The sequence below is a fragment of the Polynucleobacter sp. UB-Siik-W21 genome, assembly GCF_018687415.1.
GTDB lineage: Bacteria > Pseudomonadota > Gammaproteobacteria > Burkholderiales > Burkholderiaceae > Polynucleobacter.
Map to the genome: position 1 here is coordinate 1575778 of NZ_CP061289.1, position 16430 is coordinate 1592207.

A 16430-nucleotide genomic window follows, 5' to 3' on the forward strand; every position below is an offset into this window, starting at 1 on the left:
CTTATTTTACCGCCCTCTCTATTGAACTAGACATCAATAGCAGTGGCCGAGCCAGCCTGCTTGCGCAGCTCGAACTTCTGGATTTTTCCAGTTGAAGTCTTTGGCAGCTCTCCAAAAACAATCGCTTTGGGAACCTTAAAGCCTGCTAAGTGCTGTTTGCAATGGGCGATGATGTCAGCCGGGGTTACCTCGACACCAGGCTTGATTTCTAAGAAAGCGCAAGGGGTTTCGCCCCACTTTGGATCGGGTTTTGCTACCACTGCCGCAGCAATCACGGCTGGATGGCGATAGAGCACGTCTTCCACCTCAATCGAAGAAATATTCTCACCCCCAGAAATTATGATGTCTTTGCTACGGTCTTTGATCTTGACATAACCATCGGCACTCTTTACTGCTAAGTCACCTGAGTGAAACCAGCCACCCTCGAAGGCTTCTTGCGTAGCTTTCTCATTCTTCAGGTAGCCCTTCATTGCAATGTTGCCCTTAAACATAATCTCACCCATCGTCTCACCATCAGCGGGAACAGGCTCCATCGTTTCTGGATTGAGTACATCGATCGCTTGTTGCATGTGATAGCGCACACCTTGACGGGCATTCAAACGGGCACGCTCGCTGATATCCACATCATTCCATTCATCTTGTTTAACGCAAACAGCAGCAGGGCCATACACTTCTGTTAAACCATAGACATGGGTTAGATCAAAGCCTAACTTCTCCATACCTTCAATAATCGAAGCGGGTGGTGCAGCTCCAGCAATAAGACCTTTGACGCCCGCTGGCACTCCAGCCTTAAGCTCATCTGGGGCATTGACCAAGAGGTTATGCACAATCGGTGCTGCGCAGTAGTGGGTCACGCCATGCTCTTTGATAGCAGCAAAGATATGTTGCGCATCTACGCGACGCAAACAAACATTAATACCAGCACGAGCAGCAATCGTCCAAGGGAAACACCAACCATTGCAATGAAACATTGGCAAAGTCCACAAATAGATGGGATGCTTATTCATATCCCAATCAAGTACATTTGAAACAGCATTAATGGCTGCGCCACGATGGTGATAGACCACTCCCTTGGGATTACCTGTAGTGCCAGAGGTGTAGTTCAAACAAATCGCTTGCCACTCATCAGCAGGTACTTGCCACGCAAATTGAGGGTCTCCTTCTGCCAGTAATTGCTCATAAGTAAGCTTGCCTAGCCTCTCACCTGCAACGTCGTACTCTTTTTCTTCGACATCAATGACTAAGAATTCACGACCACTATCTTTCTTGGCAATCTCTAAAGCTTTCTTCATCACTCCTGAAAACTCTGGATCGACAATCACGACTTTTGCTTCACCATGGTTCAACATGAAGGTGATGGACTCTGGGTCTAAGCGGGTGTTTAAGGCATTTAATACTGCACCTGCCATCGGAATACCGAAGTGCGCCTCCACCATCGGCGGCGTATTCGGCAACATGACAGCAACAGTATCGCCAAGACCAATGCCATGCTTTTGTAAGGCGCTAGCCAAGCGGCGGCAACGCTCGTAGGTTTGCGCCCAAGTTTGACGTAACTTGCCATGGATAACGGCAACCTTCTTCGGATAGATCTCGGCAGATCTTTCTAAAAACAAGAGTGGAGTAATAGGGGTGTAATTTGCAGGATTACGATCTAAACCTTGCTCATAAATATTTGCCATCTTTTGCTTTCAATCTTTGAATAACCGTTTTTCTTGTAACGCTTTAAATATCAGCCAAGGCTTTGACATGAGCAACAACGCTACGCCCTAAGGCTGATAAGTTATAACCACCCTCTAAGCAACTGACAATGCGATTGTTAGCATATTCATGCGCAATCTCCTTCAAGCGCTTGGTGATCCAAACATAGTCATCCTCAACCAAACCCATTTGACCCAGATCATCTTCGCGATGCGCATCAAATCCAGCTGAAATGATGATGAGTTGCGGCTCAAAGTTGCGGAGCACTGGTAGCCATTGCTCTTCCACAATCGAGCGCACCACGTCGCCACGAGTCGCTGCCGGCAAAGGTACGTTCACCATATTGTCAGCACGATCAAGACCGCTATAGGGATAAAACGGATGCTGGAAAAAGCTGCACATCAAAACACTCGGGTCATTGAAAAATGCGGCTTCTGTGCCATTACCATGGTGCACATCAAAATCAACAATAGCCACGCGTTCAAGACCGTATGCTTCCATGGCATAACGGGCAGCAATAGCCACGTTATCAAATAAGCAAAATCCCATTGAGCGGGTAGGTTCGGCATGATGTCCTGGGGGTCTTACTGCACAAAAGACATTTTCAACCTCACCCTTCATGACAGCATCGACCCCGGCAATCGCTGCCCCAGCAGCACGCAGGGAAGCCTGCCATGTATGGGGATTCATAATGGTGTCGCCGTCAAGCATGGCATACCCACTTTGGGGAGCCTTCTCTTTGACAAAAGCAACATGATCAGGACTGTGCACCAGTTCTAGTTGATCTTCGCTAGCCAATGGTGCATCGAGGTGATGTAAGAAGCGATCTACCCCACTACGAATCATCTGGTCATTGATAGCTTGAATCCTTTCAGGGCACTCTGGGTGATGGCTACCCATCTCATGTTTCAGAAAGTCTGGGTGAGTTATGTATCCTGTTGTCATTAGCTGTAATCCTTAATAGCAAAACTGTATTTTTTATACTCTAATTAATGGTGCTCAATTCTCAACAATCCTTGCTCTGGGGCATGAACTTTCGGGTCTGCTACCTGCTGCTCGCACTGTTACTTGGGGCCTGCTCGAGCAGTCCTTCGCAACAAAGTAATACCCAACAACCCATCGTAAACCAAGCCGATGATGCGATCACCGAAGCACGTTACAGCCAAAACCTGAGTACCCTATTAAACCAAGTCTCACAAACCCAAGAAATACCGCTGCAGACCCTAGAAAACGGCTTTCTTGATGCTAAAACGATTCCCTCTATCCGCAAATTGGTATTACCCCCATCGGGCACTTTTAAGAAAAATTGGCTAGCGTATCGCAAACGCTTTATTGAGCCAGTGCGCCTCAAGGCTGGAAAGGCCTTTTGGGATGAAAACCGCGCCTTTTTAAGTCAGGTAGAGCAAGACTCAGGGGTGCCAGCAGAGATGATTGTCGCCATTATTGGAATTGAGACTATTTATGGGCGTCAGACTGGTAATTTTCGAGTCAAGGATGTGTTGTCAACACTCGCCTTCAGCTATCCCGATACCCCTAATAAGCCTGCCCGCGAGCAGCTTTTTAAGGATCAACTTCAAGAACTGATCCTGCTGTGCTGGACAGAAGCTGGCGGTAAGTTGCCAGCCAAAAATAGCATCCGAGGCGTAAATGTGACTCGCTTTAATACCTGCCTCAATCAAAACAGCTCCTATGCTGGAGCGATTGGCTTGCCACAATTTATGCCCAGCAGTATCCGCAGTTTTGCTGTTGATGGTGACGGCGATGGACGCATTGATCTTAAACAAAGTCCTAAAGATGCAATCGCGAGCGTAGCGAACTTTATGAAGCAACATGGTTGGCAAGCAGGCATGCCGATTTCTTTTCCTGTACAAGAAAACGCTATACCAGTTGCAAAGCAATGGGCTGATGGTGAACCACAACTGAAATACACCGTTGCAGAACTAATTGAACAGGGCATCCTATTGCCTCAACAAGGCGATCTTCAAAGTGGTGGGGTGGAACCCCAAAGTAAAGCCTTGATTGTGGATCTGCCCTACCCCGACAAAGACGGACTCGATCAAGCACAGTATTTTGTGGGATTAAATAATTTCTTAACCATTGTTCAGTACAACCGCAGTTATTTCTACGCTCAGAGTGTGGCAGAGTTTGCAGAAGCACTAGGTTATAAGAACCAAAGCGTAGTACCAGCTACCTTATCAAATGAAGCACTAGCGAAAGCAGCAGATCAAAAAAGCTTTGCAGATAAATCAAAGGTTAAGAATTCAAAGAAATCTAACACCAAGAAAAAAACTAAACCAAATTAAGCAGGGAATACGCCTGTCGATAAATAGCGATCACCGCGATCGCAAACTATGAAAACGATAGTGGCATTTTCCACTTGGCGTGCAATGCGCAAAGCTACCACTAGCGCTCCACCTGCCGAGATGCCGCAGAAGATTCCTTCTTCCACTGCCAAGCGTCTTGCCATATCTTCAGCATCTGCCTGCGTGACATACTCAATACGATCAACCCGATCACCTTGGTAAATCTTTGGTAAATACTCTGGCGCCCACTTCCGAATACCAGGAATCTGTGAGCCCTCTTCAGGCTGGGCGCCAATAATCTGAATGGCAGGATTCATTGACTTGAGATAAGTCGATACACCAGTAATTGTGCCGGTGGTGCCCATCGCAGAGACAAAGTGAGTGACTTGCCCATCGGTATCGCGCCAAATCTCTGGGCCCGTAGTTTCAATATGGGCTCTGGGATTATCCGAGTTGGCAAATTGATCTAACAATCTGCCACGCCCCTCACGCTGAAGTTGTAGCGCGTAATCTCTTGCAAACTCCATGCCACCAGATGCAGCAGTCAAAATAAGTTCTGCACCATAGGCCGCCATACTTTGACGTCGTTCAATACTTTGGTTTTCAGGCATTACCAAGACCATCTTGTAACCCAGCATGGCTGCAGTCATTGCTAAGGCTATACCAGTATTGCCACTGGTTGCCTCAATCAAGGTATCACCAGGTTTAATTTCGCCACGCTCTTGTGCGCGCATAATCATCGACAGCGCAGGTCGGTCTTTTACCGACCCGGCTGGATTGTTGCCTTCTAGCTTACCTAAAATGACATTGTTACGATTCTCGTTTTCTAAACCGGGAATACGCTGCAAGCGCACTAATGGGGTGTTGCCCACAGTTTGTGAAATCGTTAGGTAAGAAGGTTTGCTCATGAGCCCATTTTAGCCATAAGCAAGCCTACACTCTGAAGGGCTTAATTTCGGCGATGTGGCGTCGTACGCTCCGGCTGATTGCGGCTACTAGCTTGATGACGCGAATTGCGTCGGCCAGAGGCTCCGCCATCCTTCTTGGTGCGACCATTAGGCTCCCGAAAGGAACCAGGGGCTTCAATAGTTAAACCGTTATCCACCATTTTTTCAACAGATTTTATGCCAATGCCGCGGACTCGCTTCTGTAAATCATTGGCATCTTGAAAATGACCGCCATCGGTACGCTCGCTAATAATCGTTCTTGCTTTAGATGGACCAATTCCTTTAATACTTTCTAATTCAGATTGGGTTGCTGTATTGACATTAATGGGTGAAGCGTTAGCAAGCCCTAGGGAAGTCATTGCTAAAACTGCAGAAACCAAGGCAGATCTCATCAAACCAGCACTTCTCATATGAAAACTATTCGTCATATATTCTCCGTAGTAAACAAAAAATCCACGGACACAAAGTGCACGTGGATCGCTTATAACGAAGAAAAAAGTATTGGGTTGACTAGCCTACAGTGGGTTGGCTAAGAAACCAGAATTGGCTTCCAACCACTCGATATAACGACTGACGCCTTGCTCAACATTTAGGAAGGGTTCTTTGTAGCCAGCAGCGCGCAGTTTTGTTAAATCGGCTTGAGTAAAACACTGATACTTACCTTTGAGCGCATCCGGAAACGGAATGTACTCAATTGCTTTTTCCTTGACCAACTCTTGTAGGCTGGCAGGTTTTGCCTTATCCAGCTTGCGCATTGAATTTGCAACTGCATGTGCCACATCATTAAACGGCTGGGCACGACCACTACCCAAATTGAAGATGCCACTGATTTCTGGATGATCTAAGAAAAATAAATTCACTTTGACAACGTCCTCAACAGAAACAAAGTCACGACTTTGTTCGCCTGGACCATAACCACCGTATTCGCCAAAGAGCTTTACATGGCCGTTAGCTTTGTATTGGTGGTATTGATGAAAAGCTACTGAAGCCATGCGGCCTTTATGTGATTCACGGGGACCGTAGACGTTGAAGTAACGGAAACCGACTACTTGTGAGGTATTAGCATTTTCAGCAAAGCGCTTACGCATCACTTGATCGAATAAGAATTTAGAGTAGCCATAGATATTGAGTGGCTTCTCATGTTCACGACTCTCAACAAATATATCGGAACCACCATAGGTAGCTGCTGAAGAGGCGTAGAGTAGTTGTACTTTTTGCGCTGTACAGATGTCCAACAAATTCATGGTGTAGCGATAGTTATTCGCCATCATAAAAATGCCATCAGTCTCCATAGTGTCCGAGCAGGCACCTTCATGAAAGACTGCCTTTACTTTTCCGAACCGACCACTTCTAAAAGCTTCTAGAAATTCATCTTTATCAAGGTAATCAATAATGTCTAGATCGGCAAGGTTGCGATACTTATCAGCAGGACGCAAATCATCTACAGCGATGATGTTTTTCTCGCCACGGGCATTAAGCGCTTGAACAATATTGGCCCCAATAAAACCAGCAGCGCCAGTTACGATAATAGTCACTGTAATTCCTCTGAAGTAACGGTAGCAGTACCGAGCTTACCAACCACAATACCACCAGCACGGTTGGCTAAGGCCATCGCCTTTTCTAAAGGCCACTTCGCAGCCAAAGCAACCGCTAGAGTTGCAATCACAGTATCTCCAGCACCCGATACATCAAATACTTCACGTGCTTGAGCCTTAACATGACTAACACCTGCTTCGGTATATAAACTCATCCCCTCTTCAGAACGCGTCAAGAGAAGTGCCTGTAAATTAAGTGATCTTCTGAGATCTTGCGCTCTGCGGGTGAGGTCTTCCTCACTCGTCCACTGACCAACCACTTGGCGCAACTCGCTGCGATTCGGAGTTAAGACCGTGGCACCACGATATTTTTCATAATCTTCGCCCTTAGGATCAACCAAGATCACTTTATTTTGCGCTCTAGCTTGCTCAATCATATGCGCTACTTGACCTAAGGCGCCTTTGCCGTAATCAGAGAGGATAACGACGTCAGCAGAGCCAACCAACTTCTCAAAACGCTCTAATTTATGCGCTAAAGCTTTTTCACTCGGCGTTTCTTCAAAATCTAAACGAATTAACTGCTGCTGTCGCGCAATGACACGCAACTTCACAATCGTTGGCGCTTTAGGGTCAATCTCTAATTGACTATCAACGCCACCAGACTTGAGTAAATCAATGACTCGGTGACCTGGCTCGTCTTGACCAACAATACCGAGAATAGTGGTTTGTGCACCTAAAGCAGCGACGTTACGAGCGACGTTTGCAGCACCACCCAAACGTTCATCAATCTTACCCACCTGCACCACTGGGACAGGCGCCTCAGGAGAAATGCGATTCGTATCACCAAACCAATAACGATCTAGCATCACGTCACCGACTACTAGCAGGCGTGCTTTAGAAAACTGTTCGCGATTGGCTTTTTCCATTTGAAGACTTGATATTTTTTGATTTAGCTCAATTATGTCGCCCAATGCCATGGTATTCAATACCTAACTCATCCATGGCTTGTGGTTCATAGAGATTACGTCCATCAAATATGATTGGGTGAACTAATTTTTGCAGAACGGCATCAAAATCTGGACTGCGGAATGCCTTCCACTCGGTAACGATCACGAGTGCATCACAACCATCTAAAGCAGCCATTGGATCGGCAACCATTGATACTTTCTTTAGACCTTCTGGATTTCCCTTGAAATCCACCTCTAAGCAATGCTTTGCTTCTGGCATCGCTACTGGGTCATGGGCAACCACAGTTGCACCACGCTTCACCAACTCTTGAATGATCACGCGACTTGGTGCTTCGCGCATGTCATCAGTATTGGGCTTAAATGCAAGGCCCCATAAAGCAAATTTCATCTTAGAAAGATCTTTACCGAAGCGCTTTTCAATCTTCTCAACCAAAACATACTTTTGAATCTCATTGACTGCCTCAACCGCATCCAAAATCTTGAGATCACGTCCGCGCTCTTTGGCAGTCTTAGATAAAGCTGAGACATCTTTTGGGAAACAAGAGCCACCATAACCAGTACCTGGATATAAGAAACCAAAGCCAATGCGTGAGTCAGAACCAATACCTTGACGAACTGCTTCAATATCCGCACCAACCAAATCAGCCAAGTTAGCCAATTCATTCATAAAAGAAATGCGAGTTGCTAGCATGGCGTTAGCAGCATACTTTGTTAATTCTGCACTTTTGACGTCCATGTAATAGGTACGCTCATGATGGCGGTTAAAGGGCGCATAGAGTTTGCGCATTTGCTCTTTGGCACGCAAACCTGCTGGGGTATTTTCAGTGCCAATCACAATACGATCAGGGCGCATAAAGTCTTCTACGGCGGCACCTTCTTTTAAGAACTCTGGATTCGAAACAACCGAGCAGAGTTCAGCAGACAAACCTCTTTTCTCTAACTCTTCTGTAATCGCTGCCGATACTTTATCCGCCGTACCGACCGGTACCGTAGATTTATCAACAATCACCTTAGCACTGCTCATATGAAGACCAATATTGCGCGCGGCCGCAACAACATACTGTAGGTCAGCAGAGCCATCCTCATCCGGCGGAGTGCCTACTGCAATAAATTGAACATCTCCATGAGCTACAGAAGCAGCGACATCCGTAGAAAACTGCAGGCGGCCAGCAGCGCGATTGCGCTCAATCATTTCCTTTAAGCCCGGCTCGTAAATGGGTACACCACCAGAATTGAGGATCTCAATCTTCTTCGGATCCAAGTCTAGGCAAAAAATATTGTTACCTTGCTCTGCAAGACAAGCGCCAGTAACCAAACCTACGTAACCACTGCCTATGATCGTAACTTTCAAAATAGCTCCAACTTTTCTTATGTTTATTGAACAATCATCATTGAACTATAACTTGATGACGATTCCATTAATCTTTACATGGAAGGACCGCTAGGTGCGACACCTTCAGAACGTCTTGGGGAATAAGCCTCCCAATGATTACAGCCAGGACACTGCCAATAAAATCTCCGGGCACGGAAACCACAATTGCCGCAGGTATAGCGTGCCAAACTCGTCGTGCGTTGACGCAAGAGATTGAGGATGGATTGCAACTCGGAAAGTCTTTCTGGTTTGGCGCTACCCTCCTCCAAGGCTAAACGGGTCTCAGCCAACTTAGATAAAGCACTCAAACTAGGTGAATACTGCATCACTTCAGACAACATCGCATCAGCAGCTTGCGGGCCTCGTATTTTCATGACCTGCTTGTGAACAATATCCAAGAGCTCACCAGAAGCTTGCGTCTTTAGCAATTCACAGAGGCGCTCAAGCCCCTCGTTTTCTTTACCTAGAGCAGCATGTGCCACCATCCAACGATCTGCCAATAAATGCATGTAGGCAGGATGAGATGCAGCAACCAAACTCCACGCTTCAATAGCTTGCGCTAGACGCTCTAAGGCCATTAAGTAATCGCCCTGCAATATCAAAGCACGAGCGTGATTAGGCACAGCTTGTAGAGCGCGCTCAATCGACTGCTTACTATCAGTGAGGTCTTTACGACGCAAGGCGTCTTGCCCCAGTTCGCAATGGAACTGAGCAATCTCAGTTTGATGCGATTTACCTTGCAAGCCCTCAAGCTCAGTAGCGGCGATGATAGCTTTTTTCCAATCACGCTCTACTTGATACATCTCTAAAAGACTTTCCTTGGCAGGGACCGCAAACTTACCATCACCAACACGATTGAGTGATGCCTCAGCGCGATCCAGTAAGCCTGCACGCAAGAAGTCGCGCCCCAACTCATAGGCAGCGTGATCACGATCGCGGGGCTTTAAATCATCCCGATTGGCTAAATGTTGATGAACTTTGATGGCTCGCTCAGTTTCACCGCGCCGACGAAATAAATTGCCCAGTGAAAAATGCAATTCCACCGTTTCAGGATCTAATTGCGCAATCTTCACCAATGTTTCAATCGCTTGATCGGGCTGCTCATTCAGTAGGAGACTTAAACCCTTAAAGGTAGAACGCTGCTGCAGCATCCGCTCACGCTCATCCATGCGATTCTCAAGGCGCAAATCCCAACGCGATGCTAACCAGCCAATGCCAAACATCACAGGCAGAAGCAATAACCAAGATGTCGCCATCTGAATCATGGCGTACAGAATCTAAATAAAAAAATGGTCCGTATGGACCACTGAGGATGAGCCAGAATACTAGGCACCAGAACCCTCTTTGGGGCCCGCCTGTTTTAATGGCTTGTAATCTACTCGCTCACGCAACTCTTTGCCAGGCTTAAAGTGCGGAACGCGTTTTTCTGGAATCAATACCTTCTCGCCAGACTTTGGATTACGACCAGTACGTGCTGGGCGATGATGAAGTACAAAACTTCCCACACCGCGTAACTCAATACGCTTACCCTCAGCCAAGGCTTGAGTCATTGTGTCCAACAATGTTTTTACTGCCAACTCCACATCCCTAGGCAGAAGCTGCGGGAACTGTTCCGCAAGGCTTTCCACGAGTTCGGAGCGGGTAATTGCTTGTTGCTCTTGATCTGTCATGATCTATCAATAAAAAACCGCCGCCCTCCTCATGGAAAGCGGCGATATTGATTTAGCCTTGATTGTCCATTTTTGCTTTCAACAAAGCACCCAAATTGGTTGTGCCAGACTGCGCATCACCTTGGAGCTTGTTCATTGCATCTTGTTGATCAGAGCTGTCTTTTGCCTTGATTGAAAGATTGATGGCACGTGACTTACGATCAATATTAATGATCATTGCAGTAACGCTATCGCCTTCTTTCAAGACATTGCGTGCATCCTCAACACGATCTGTTGAGATCTCAGAAGCGCGCAAATAAGCTTCCACTTCATCAGCTAAGTGAATGGTTGCACCTTTAGCATCCACGGCCTTGACAGTGCCAGTGACTAAAGCGCCTTTGTCATTCACAGAGGTGTAGTTGTTAAATGGGTCACCAGACAATTGCTTGATACCGAGAGAGATACGCTCTTTCTCAACATCAATTGCCAATACGGTGGCTTCAACTTCATCACCTTTTTTGTATTTCTTAACAGCTTCTTCGCCTGGCTCATTCCATGAGAGGTCTGAGAGGTGAACTAAACCGTCGATACCGCCAGGCAAGCCAATGAACACGCCAAAGTCGGTAATAGACTTGATTGCGCCAGAAAGCTTGTCGCCTTTTTGTTGTGAACGTGCAAACTCTTCCCATGGATTTGCTTTGCACTGCTTGATGCCCAAGCTAATACGACGCTTGTCTTCATCGATATCGAGAACCATGACTTCAACTTCGGTACCCAATGCAGTTGCTTTGCTTGGAGCAACGTTCTTGTTGGTCCAATCCATTTCAGAAACGTGTACCAAACCTTCGATACCAGATTCGATTTCTACGAATGCGCCGTAATCAGTCAAGTTAGTAACTTTGCCAAATAAACGGGTATTTGGTGGGTAACGACGCGCTATACCAACCCATGGATCATCACCAAGCTGCTTCACGCCAAGTGAAACACGGTTCTTCTCTTGATCGAACTTCAAGATCTTTGCGGTAACTTCTTGACCAACGGTCAACATCTCGCTTGGGTGACGCACGCGACGCCATGCCAAATCGGTAATGTGCAAGAGGCCATCGATGCCACCGAGGTCAACGAATGCGCCGTAATCCGTAATGTTCTTCACGAGGCCAGTAACTACTGAACCTTCTTTTAAGTTAGACATCAACTTAGCACGCTCTTCACCTTGGCTCGCTTCAACCACCGCACGACGTGATAACACAACGTTGTTACGCTTACGGTCAAGCTTGATAACTTTGAACTCCATGGTCTTGCCCTCGTAAGGGCTAGTGTCTTTAATTGGACGTGTATCAACGAGTGATCCAGGCAAGAATGCGCGGATACCGTTCACCATCACAGTCAAGCCACCCTTAACCTTACCAGTAACAGTACCGGTAACGATCTCAGCTTGCTCAAGCGCTTTTTCTAAGTTCAACCATGATGCAAGACGCTTAGCCTTGTCACGAGAGAGGATGGTGTCGCCATAGCCGTTTTCGAGTGCGTCAATAGCAACAGAAACGAAATCGCCAGGAGCTACTTCAATCTCGCCAGCGTCGTTATGGAATTCTTCAACAGGAATAAACGCTTCAGACTTTAAGCCAGCGTTAACAACGACGAAGTTATGGTCGATGCGAAGAACTTCAGCCGAAATAACTTGGCCGGTCTTCATATTCGAGCGGGTTAATGATTCTTCAAATAATTCTGCAAATGATTCAGACATGTGTATTCACTTTGTGCCGTCAGAAGGCCCGACGGGTTAGGTTAAAAAAGCCTTAAAGAAACACGCTAATGAAATAATCGCGTTGTGGAGTTTCTCAAGACGCCAAAACTACTACTTACTTCTCACTACTTTTACTGCTTACAAAGCTAAGCAATCGCAGATTGATACCAATCTAAAACCGTCTTAACCGCTTGATCTATCGATAAATCTGACGTTTCAAGCACTTTTGCACCATCTGCAACTAGCAAGGGTGCGGTACCTCGACTACTATCCCGGGCATCGCGCTCCTGCAAATCCTGCAGTAAGTCAGAAAGTTTAGCAGAAATTCCCTTAGCTATCAATTGCTTATAGCGACGTTCCGCTCTGGCAGCGGCAGTAGCAGTCAAAAAAACCTTCAAAACTGCATCCGGGAATATGACGCTGGCCATATCTCTACCATCCGCCACTAGACCAGGAGCCTGGCGAAAACTGCGCTGCAGACCCACCAAAGCTGATCTGACCTCAGGATGAATAGCCACAGCGGAAGCCCTCAAACCGATACTTTCGGTACGAATGGCGTCCGTCACACCCTCACCATTCAAGAAAATTTGCCCATTTTTAAATGAAATCAATAACTTAGGGACTAAAAGGCCTAATTCAGGGCCATTTTTAACGTCTATCCCCTGTTGTTCACTCGCCAAGGCAACTAGGCGATACAAGGCCCCGCTATCCAAATAATGAAAGCCTAACGTTTCTGCCACCAAAGCAGCAACCGTGCCCTTACCTGAGGCAGTAGGCCCATCGATCGCGATGACTGGGTAATTGCTCATAAAATCAATCTTGAATTAACTGACTACTTTCGCAAATTCAGCGAAGTAAGTAGGAAAAGTTTTGGCTACACAATTAGGGTCATTAATCTTGAGCGCGTTTGGACCAAACGCCGCAAGCGAGAAACACATCGCCATCCGATGGTCATCGTAGGTATCAACACCTTCGGTGGGTGACTTCCAATCATTTGATGATGCTGGCGCCTGAACAACAATGTAGTCAGCGCCTTCTTCAACAATTGCACCAAGCTTTTTTAATTCTTTTGCCATCGCGGCGATGCGATCGGTTTCTTTGACACGCCAACTGGCAATGCTATTTAAACGAGTGGGGCCTGCTGCAAATAATGCAGCTACCGCCAAAGTCATTGCAGCATCTGGAATCTCAGTGCAATCCATCGTGATGCCATTGAGCTTGCCGTTTGCATTTTTAACGCCAGCGACCTCAATCCAATCTTCACCAGCGGTAATATTGGCACCCATCAAAGCCAGCGCATCCGCAAAAGCAACATCCCCTTGAATACTCTCTTTACCCACGCCCAGTACTCGCACAGGTCCGCCACCAATGGCACCAAGGGCCAGGAAGTAAGAAGCAGAGGAAGCATCCCCTTCAACAGATAATTGACCTGGACTTTGATACACCGCATCAGACGTTTTTGCGGGAATGACAAATGATTGTGGATTTGGACAAGCAACAATCACACCGAAGCGCGCCATGAGTTTTAAGGTGATATCAATATATGGACGGGAGATCAGTTCGCCAACGACTTCAATTCGGACAGGCTGGCTCGCTACCAAAGGTAAAGCCATCAATAATGCCGTCAAGAACTGACTTGAAACATCACCGCGCACCTTCACAACATCTTTAATCTGAATATCCGCCGCCAAGATTTTGATTGGGGGATAGCCTTCTTGTAATTCGTATTCAATCTTCGCGCCCATTTGACGCAAACCATCTACTAAATCTCGAATGGGTCTTTCATGCATCCGTGCAACACCAGATAAGCGATAGTTACCACCTTGCATCGCTAGCGCCGCTGTTAAAGGGCGTATTGCTGTACCAGCATTACCCATAAAGAGGTCGGCATCGCGCACTGGAAATTTGCCACCACAGCCTTCCACCACGCAAACCTTATCAGCCTGATCAGTGACAGACAGGCCAAGCTGACGCAAGGCATTACGCATCACTTGCGTATCGTCCGCATCCAACAAATTCTTGAGCGTAGTTGTGCCGGTAGAAAGCGCTGCCAACAATAAGGCGCGATTTGAAATACTCTTAGAGCCTGGCAACACAATCGAACCTTGTGCTTGCTTGAATGGGCCAATATTAATATCAGGCAAACCACTCATTCAATAGCATCCAAATCTTGACGGGCTTTGCTCGCCTTATTAAATAATTTTTCTAGACCAGCACCATCATTTTCAGAAATCAACTTGCGCATATGATTGACGATCAATAAATACTGATCCAACTCTTTCAAAATAGCAGTGCGATTACCCAAGCAAATATCTCGCCACATCTCTGGGCTAGAAGCTGCAATGCGCGTGAAGTCTTTAAAGCCTGCGCCAACATGACCCAATTTTTGATCTGCATCCTCAGAATTCAATACGCTTGCCATCAAGGCATAAGACAAGAGGTGTGGCAAGTGAGAAACAGCTGCATAAATGGCATCGTGCTGTACAACACCAATCTTTTTCACTTCGGAACCAACGGACTCCCAAAAGCCGGTGATCAAGGCAGTATCTTCGGGAGAGTTTTCTTGTAGAGGGCAAATGATGGTTTGCCTGCCTTTGAATAAATCTGCCTTGGCAGCGCTAGCACCATGCTGAGCACCACCTGCAATGGGATGGGCTGGTACAAACTGACACGCCTTTTTCCCTAATACTTCTTTAGCAGCCAGAATCACATCGCCTTTAGTGCTGCCGGCATCGGTAACCATCGTGCGGGGCTCAAGATGAGGCTCCATCAATTCAAACGCTGCGCGCATTTGCGCTACTGGAACACAAAGCACAATCACATCAGACTGCTTGGCTGCTTCAACTAAATCCACCACGCTGTCGATCGCACCCATCTTCAGCGCTTGATCTATATTTTCTTTACTGCGACCGACACCTAAGACTCTGGTAACCACACCAGCTTTTTTTAGCGCCAATCCTAATGAAGCACCTATCAAGCCAACTCCAACAATGGTGACGGTGCCGTAATTACTTGCAGGATTGATGATGGTCATTAGTATTTTTAAATTCTGATTTTTGCTATCACTTCAGGATCGCTTTTAAGGCATTAATAAATGCCGCATTTTCTTCTGGCAATCCGATGGAGATACGCAGCCATTGTGGCAAACCATAGTTACCTACTGGGCGAACAATGATGCCTCGCTTGAGTAATTCCAAATTGATGCGAGCGCCAGCTTGATCGTCATCACCCACTTTCACTAAGACAAAGTTGCCAGCAGAAGGCAAATACTGAAGACCCAGTTGATCGAATGCTTTAGTCAGTTGTTCGTAACCGGCGCAATTGAGCTCAAAACCTTCTTGCAGAAATGCTTTGTCTTGAAACGCGGCAATCGCTGCAGCCTGCGCCAAACTATTGACATTAAACGGTTGACGAATGCGGTTAAGCAAGTCGGTTAAATGGGGTTGGGCAACGCCATAACCAATCCGTAGGCCTGCAAGGCCATATGCCTTGGAGAAACTGCGAGACAAAATCATATTGGGGAAACGCTTCACCCAAGCAATAGCGTCATACCGCTGCTCAGGTGTTAAATACTCGTTATAGGCCTCATCCAATACTACGACTACATGTGATGGCACAGCCATCAAGAAGTCTTCAATGTCTTTTGCACTGAGATAACTACCTGTAGGATTATTTGGATTAGCCACAAACACTAGCTTCGCTTTATCACCAGCTGCTTTCACTGCAGCTAACATCGCTGGCAGATCGTGCCCATAAGTAGTAGTTGCCGACACCTCTACCGCCTTGGCACCAACAGCTTGCGTAGCTAGGGGATAAACCGCAAATGCATGTTTAGAGAAGATCACCTCATCACCAGTTTGCGCAACTGCGCGGGCAGCCAACTCTAAAATGTCGTTACTACCATTACCTAGAGTAATCCAATCGCTTGGCACACCCAAGGAGGCAGCAAGAACATTTTTTAACTCAAAGCCATTGGAATCTGGGTAACGACCTAAATCGCTTGCTGCCTTAAGCATTGCATCTTGCGCAGACTTGGGCATACCCAATGGATTTTCATTGGAAGCCAACTTCACAATCTTGTTTTCATCTAAGCCATATTCACGTGCAACCTCGCTGATGGGACGCCCGCCAACGTAAGGTGCAATGGCATGAATGTGTTTTAGACCAATCTTAGAAGTCATTTGGATTTAATAATGTGTTTACTAAATTTG

Annotated in this window: 14 protein-coding genes and 1 pseudogene; 1 reads left to right on the forward strand and 14 read right to left on the reverse strand. The window is 46.6% G+C overall.

The window, feature by feature from the left end; translation table 11 throughout:
- Positions 1-26: 26 nt before the first annotated feature.
- Together C2756_RS08225 and C2756_RS08230 are read right to left on the reverse strand one after the other, a co-directional pair.
- Positions 27-1679: an acyl-CoA synthetase gene (locus tag C2756_RS08225; RefSeq protein WP_215318534.1), complete on the reverse strand. Its 1653-nt coding sequence runs from the start codon at positions 1677-1679 to the stop codon at positions 27-29.
- Positions 1680-1722: 43 nt separating this feature from the next.
- Positions 1723-2643, reverse strand: a complete 921-nt coding sequence (locus C2756_RS08230; RefSeq protein WP_215318537.1) for a histone deacetylase family protein — start codon at positions 2641-2643, stop codon at positions 1723-1725.
- Between the two features lie 47 nt (positions 2644-2690).
- Here C2756_RS08230 and C2756_RS08235 point away from each other — a divergent pair, with 47 nt between their 5' ends.
- Entirely contained in the window at positions 2691-4001 is a 1311-nt protein-coding gene (locus C2756_RS08235; protein WP_251372029.1) for a lytic transglycosylase domain-containing protein, read from the forward strand.
- Here C2756_RS08235 and cysM read toward each other — a convergent pair.
- The 12 genes and pseudogenes from cysM to hisC all read right to left on the reverse strand — a co-directional run bounded on the left by cysM (position 3998) and on the right by hisC (position 16400).
- On the reverse strand, positions 3998-4909 hold the full coding sequence (cysM, locus tag C2756_RS08240; protein ID WP_215318539.1) for a cysteine synthase CysM: 912 nt from the start codon (positions 4907-4909) through the stop codon (positions 3998-4000). The genes C2756_RS08235 and cysM overlap by 4 nt on opposite strands.
- 41 nt (positions 4910-4950) lie before the next feature.
- Positions 4951-5376 carry a helix-hairpin-helix domain-containing protein gene (locus C2756_RS08245; protein ID WP_251372030.1) on the reverse strand — a complete coding sequence of 142 codons (426 nt, stop codon included), beginning with the start codon at positions 5374-5376 and terminating at the stop codon, positions 4951-4953.
- A gap of 87 nt (positions 5377-5463) precedes the next feature.
- Positions 5464-6483, reverse strand: coding sequence for an ADP-glyceromanno-heptose 6-epimerase (gene rfaD, locus C2756_RS08250; protein WP_215318541.1), 1020 nt, complete (start codon positions 6481-6483; stop codon positions 5464-5466).
- Positions 6480-7409, reverse strand: coding sequence for a D-glycero-beta-D-manno-heptose-7-phosphate kinase (gene rfaE1 / locus C2756_RS08255; protein WP_305848906.1), 930 nt, complete (start codon positions 7407-7409; stop codon positions 6480-6482). The genes rfaD and rfaE1 overlap by 4 nt, the downstream gene beginning before the upstream one ends.
- Positions 7410-7437: 28 nt before the next feature.
- The gene (locus tag C2756_RS08260) at positions 7438-8802 is read right to left on the reverse strand and encodes a UDP-glucose/GDP-mannose dehydrogenase family protein (RefSeq protein WP_215318543.1); all 1365 of its coding nucleotides are present in this window, start codon (positions 8800-8802) and stop codon (positions 7438-7440) included.
- Positions 8803-8876: 74 nt separating this feature from the next.
- Positions 8877-10088 carry a lipopolysaccharide assembly protein LapB gene (gene lapB / locus C2756_RS08265; RefSeq protein ID WP_215318545.1) on the reverse strand — a complete coding sequence of 404 codons (1212 nt, stop codon included), beginning with the start codon at positions 10086-10088 and terminating at the stop codon, positions 8877-8879.
- A 66-nt stretch (positions 10089-10154) separates the two neighbouring features.
- Positions 10155-10493: pseudogene (locus tag C2756_RS08270) on the reverse strand (integration host factor subunit beta); the annotation flags it as partial.
- A gap of 52 nt (positions 10494-10545) precedes the next feature.
- On the reverse strand, positions 10546-12219 hold the full coding sequence (rpsA, locus tag C2756_RS08275; RefSeq protein WP_215295463.1) for a 30S ribosomal protein S1: 1674 nt from the start codon (positions 12217-12219) through the stop codon (positions 10546-10548).
- A gap of 146 nt (positions 12220-12365) precedes the next feature.
- A complete protein-coding gene (gene cmk, locus C2756_RS08280; protein WP_215318550.1) occupies positions 12366-13028 on the reverse strand; it encodes a (d)CMP kinase in 663 nt (220 codons plus the stop codon).
- 15 nt (positions 13029-13043) lie between these two features.
- The gene (aroA, locus tag C2756_RS08285; protein ID WP_215320917.1) at positions 13044-14363 is read right to left on the reverse strand and encodes a 3-phosphoshikimate 1-carboxyvinyltransferase; all 1320 of its coding nucleotides are present in this window, start codon (positions 14361-14363) and stop codon (positions 13044-13046) included.
- A 5-nt stretch (positions 14364-14368) separates the two neighbouring features.
- Positions 14369-15253 carry a prephenate dehydrogenase/arogenate dehydrogenase family protein gene (locus C2756_RS08290; protein WP_215318552.1) on the reverse strand — a complete coding sequence of 295 codons (885 nt, stop codon included), beginning with the start codon at positions 15251-15253 and terminating at the stop codon, positions 14369-14371.
- Between the two features lie 28 nt (positions 15254-15281).
- Entirely contained in the window at positions 15282-16400 is a 1119-nt protein-coding gene (gene hisC / locus C2756_RS08295; protein WP_215318554.1) for a histidinol-phosphate transaminase, read from the reverse strand.
- Positions 16401-16430: the final 30 nt, after the last annotated feature.

Coding starts and splice junctions, on each gene's coding strand:
- C2756_RS08225 (WP_215318534.1), bottom strand. CDS start 1,679: ATGGCAAATATTTATGAGCAAGGTTTAGATCGTAATCCTGCAAATTAC.
- C2756_RS08230 (WP_215318537.1), bottom strand. CDS start 2,643: ATGACAACAGGATACATAACTCACCCAGACTTTCTGAAACATGAGATG.
- C2756_RS08235 (WP_251372029.1), top strand. CDS start 2,691: ATGGTGCTCAATTCTCAACAATCCTTGCTCTGGGGCATGAACTTTCGG.
- cysM (WP_215318539.1), bottom strand. CDS start 4,909: ATGAGCAAACCTTCTTACCTAACGATTTCACAAACTGTGGGCAACACC.
- C2756_RS08245 (WP_251372030.1), bottom strand. CDS start 5,376: ATGACGAATAGTTTTCATATGAGAAGTGCTGGTTTGATGAGATCTGCC.
- rfaE1 (WP_305848906.1), bottom strand. CDS start 7,409: ATGGAAAAAGCCAATCGCGAACAGTTTTCTAAAGCACGCCTGCTAGTA.
- lapB (WP_215318545.1), bottom strand. CDS start 10,088: ATGATTCAGATGGCGACATCTTGGTTATTGCTTCTGCCTGTGATGTTT.
- rpsA (WP_215295463.1), bottom strand. CDS start 12,219: ATGTCTGAATCATTTGCAGAATTATTTGAAGAATCATTAACCCGCTCG.
- cmk (WP_215318550.1), bottom strand. CDS start 13,028: ATGAGCAATTACCCAGTCATCGCGATCGATGGGCCTACTGCCTCAGGT.
- C2756_RS08290 (WP_215318552.1), bottom strand. CDS start 15,253: ATGACCATCATCAATCCTGCAAGTAATTACGGCACCGTCACCATTGTT.
- hisC (WP_215318554.1), bottom strand. CDS start 16,400: ATGACTTCTAAGATTGGTCTAAAACACATTCATGCCATTGCACCTTAC.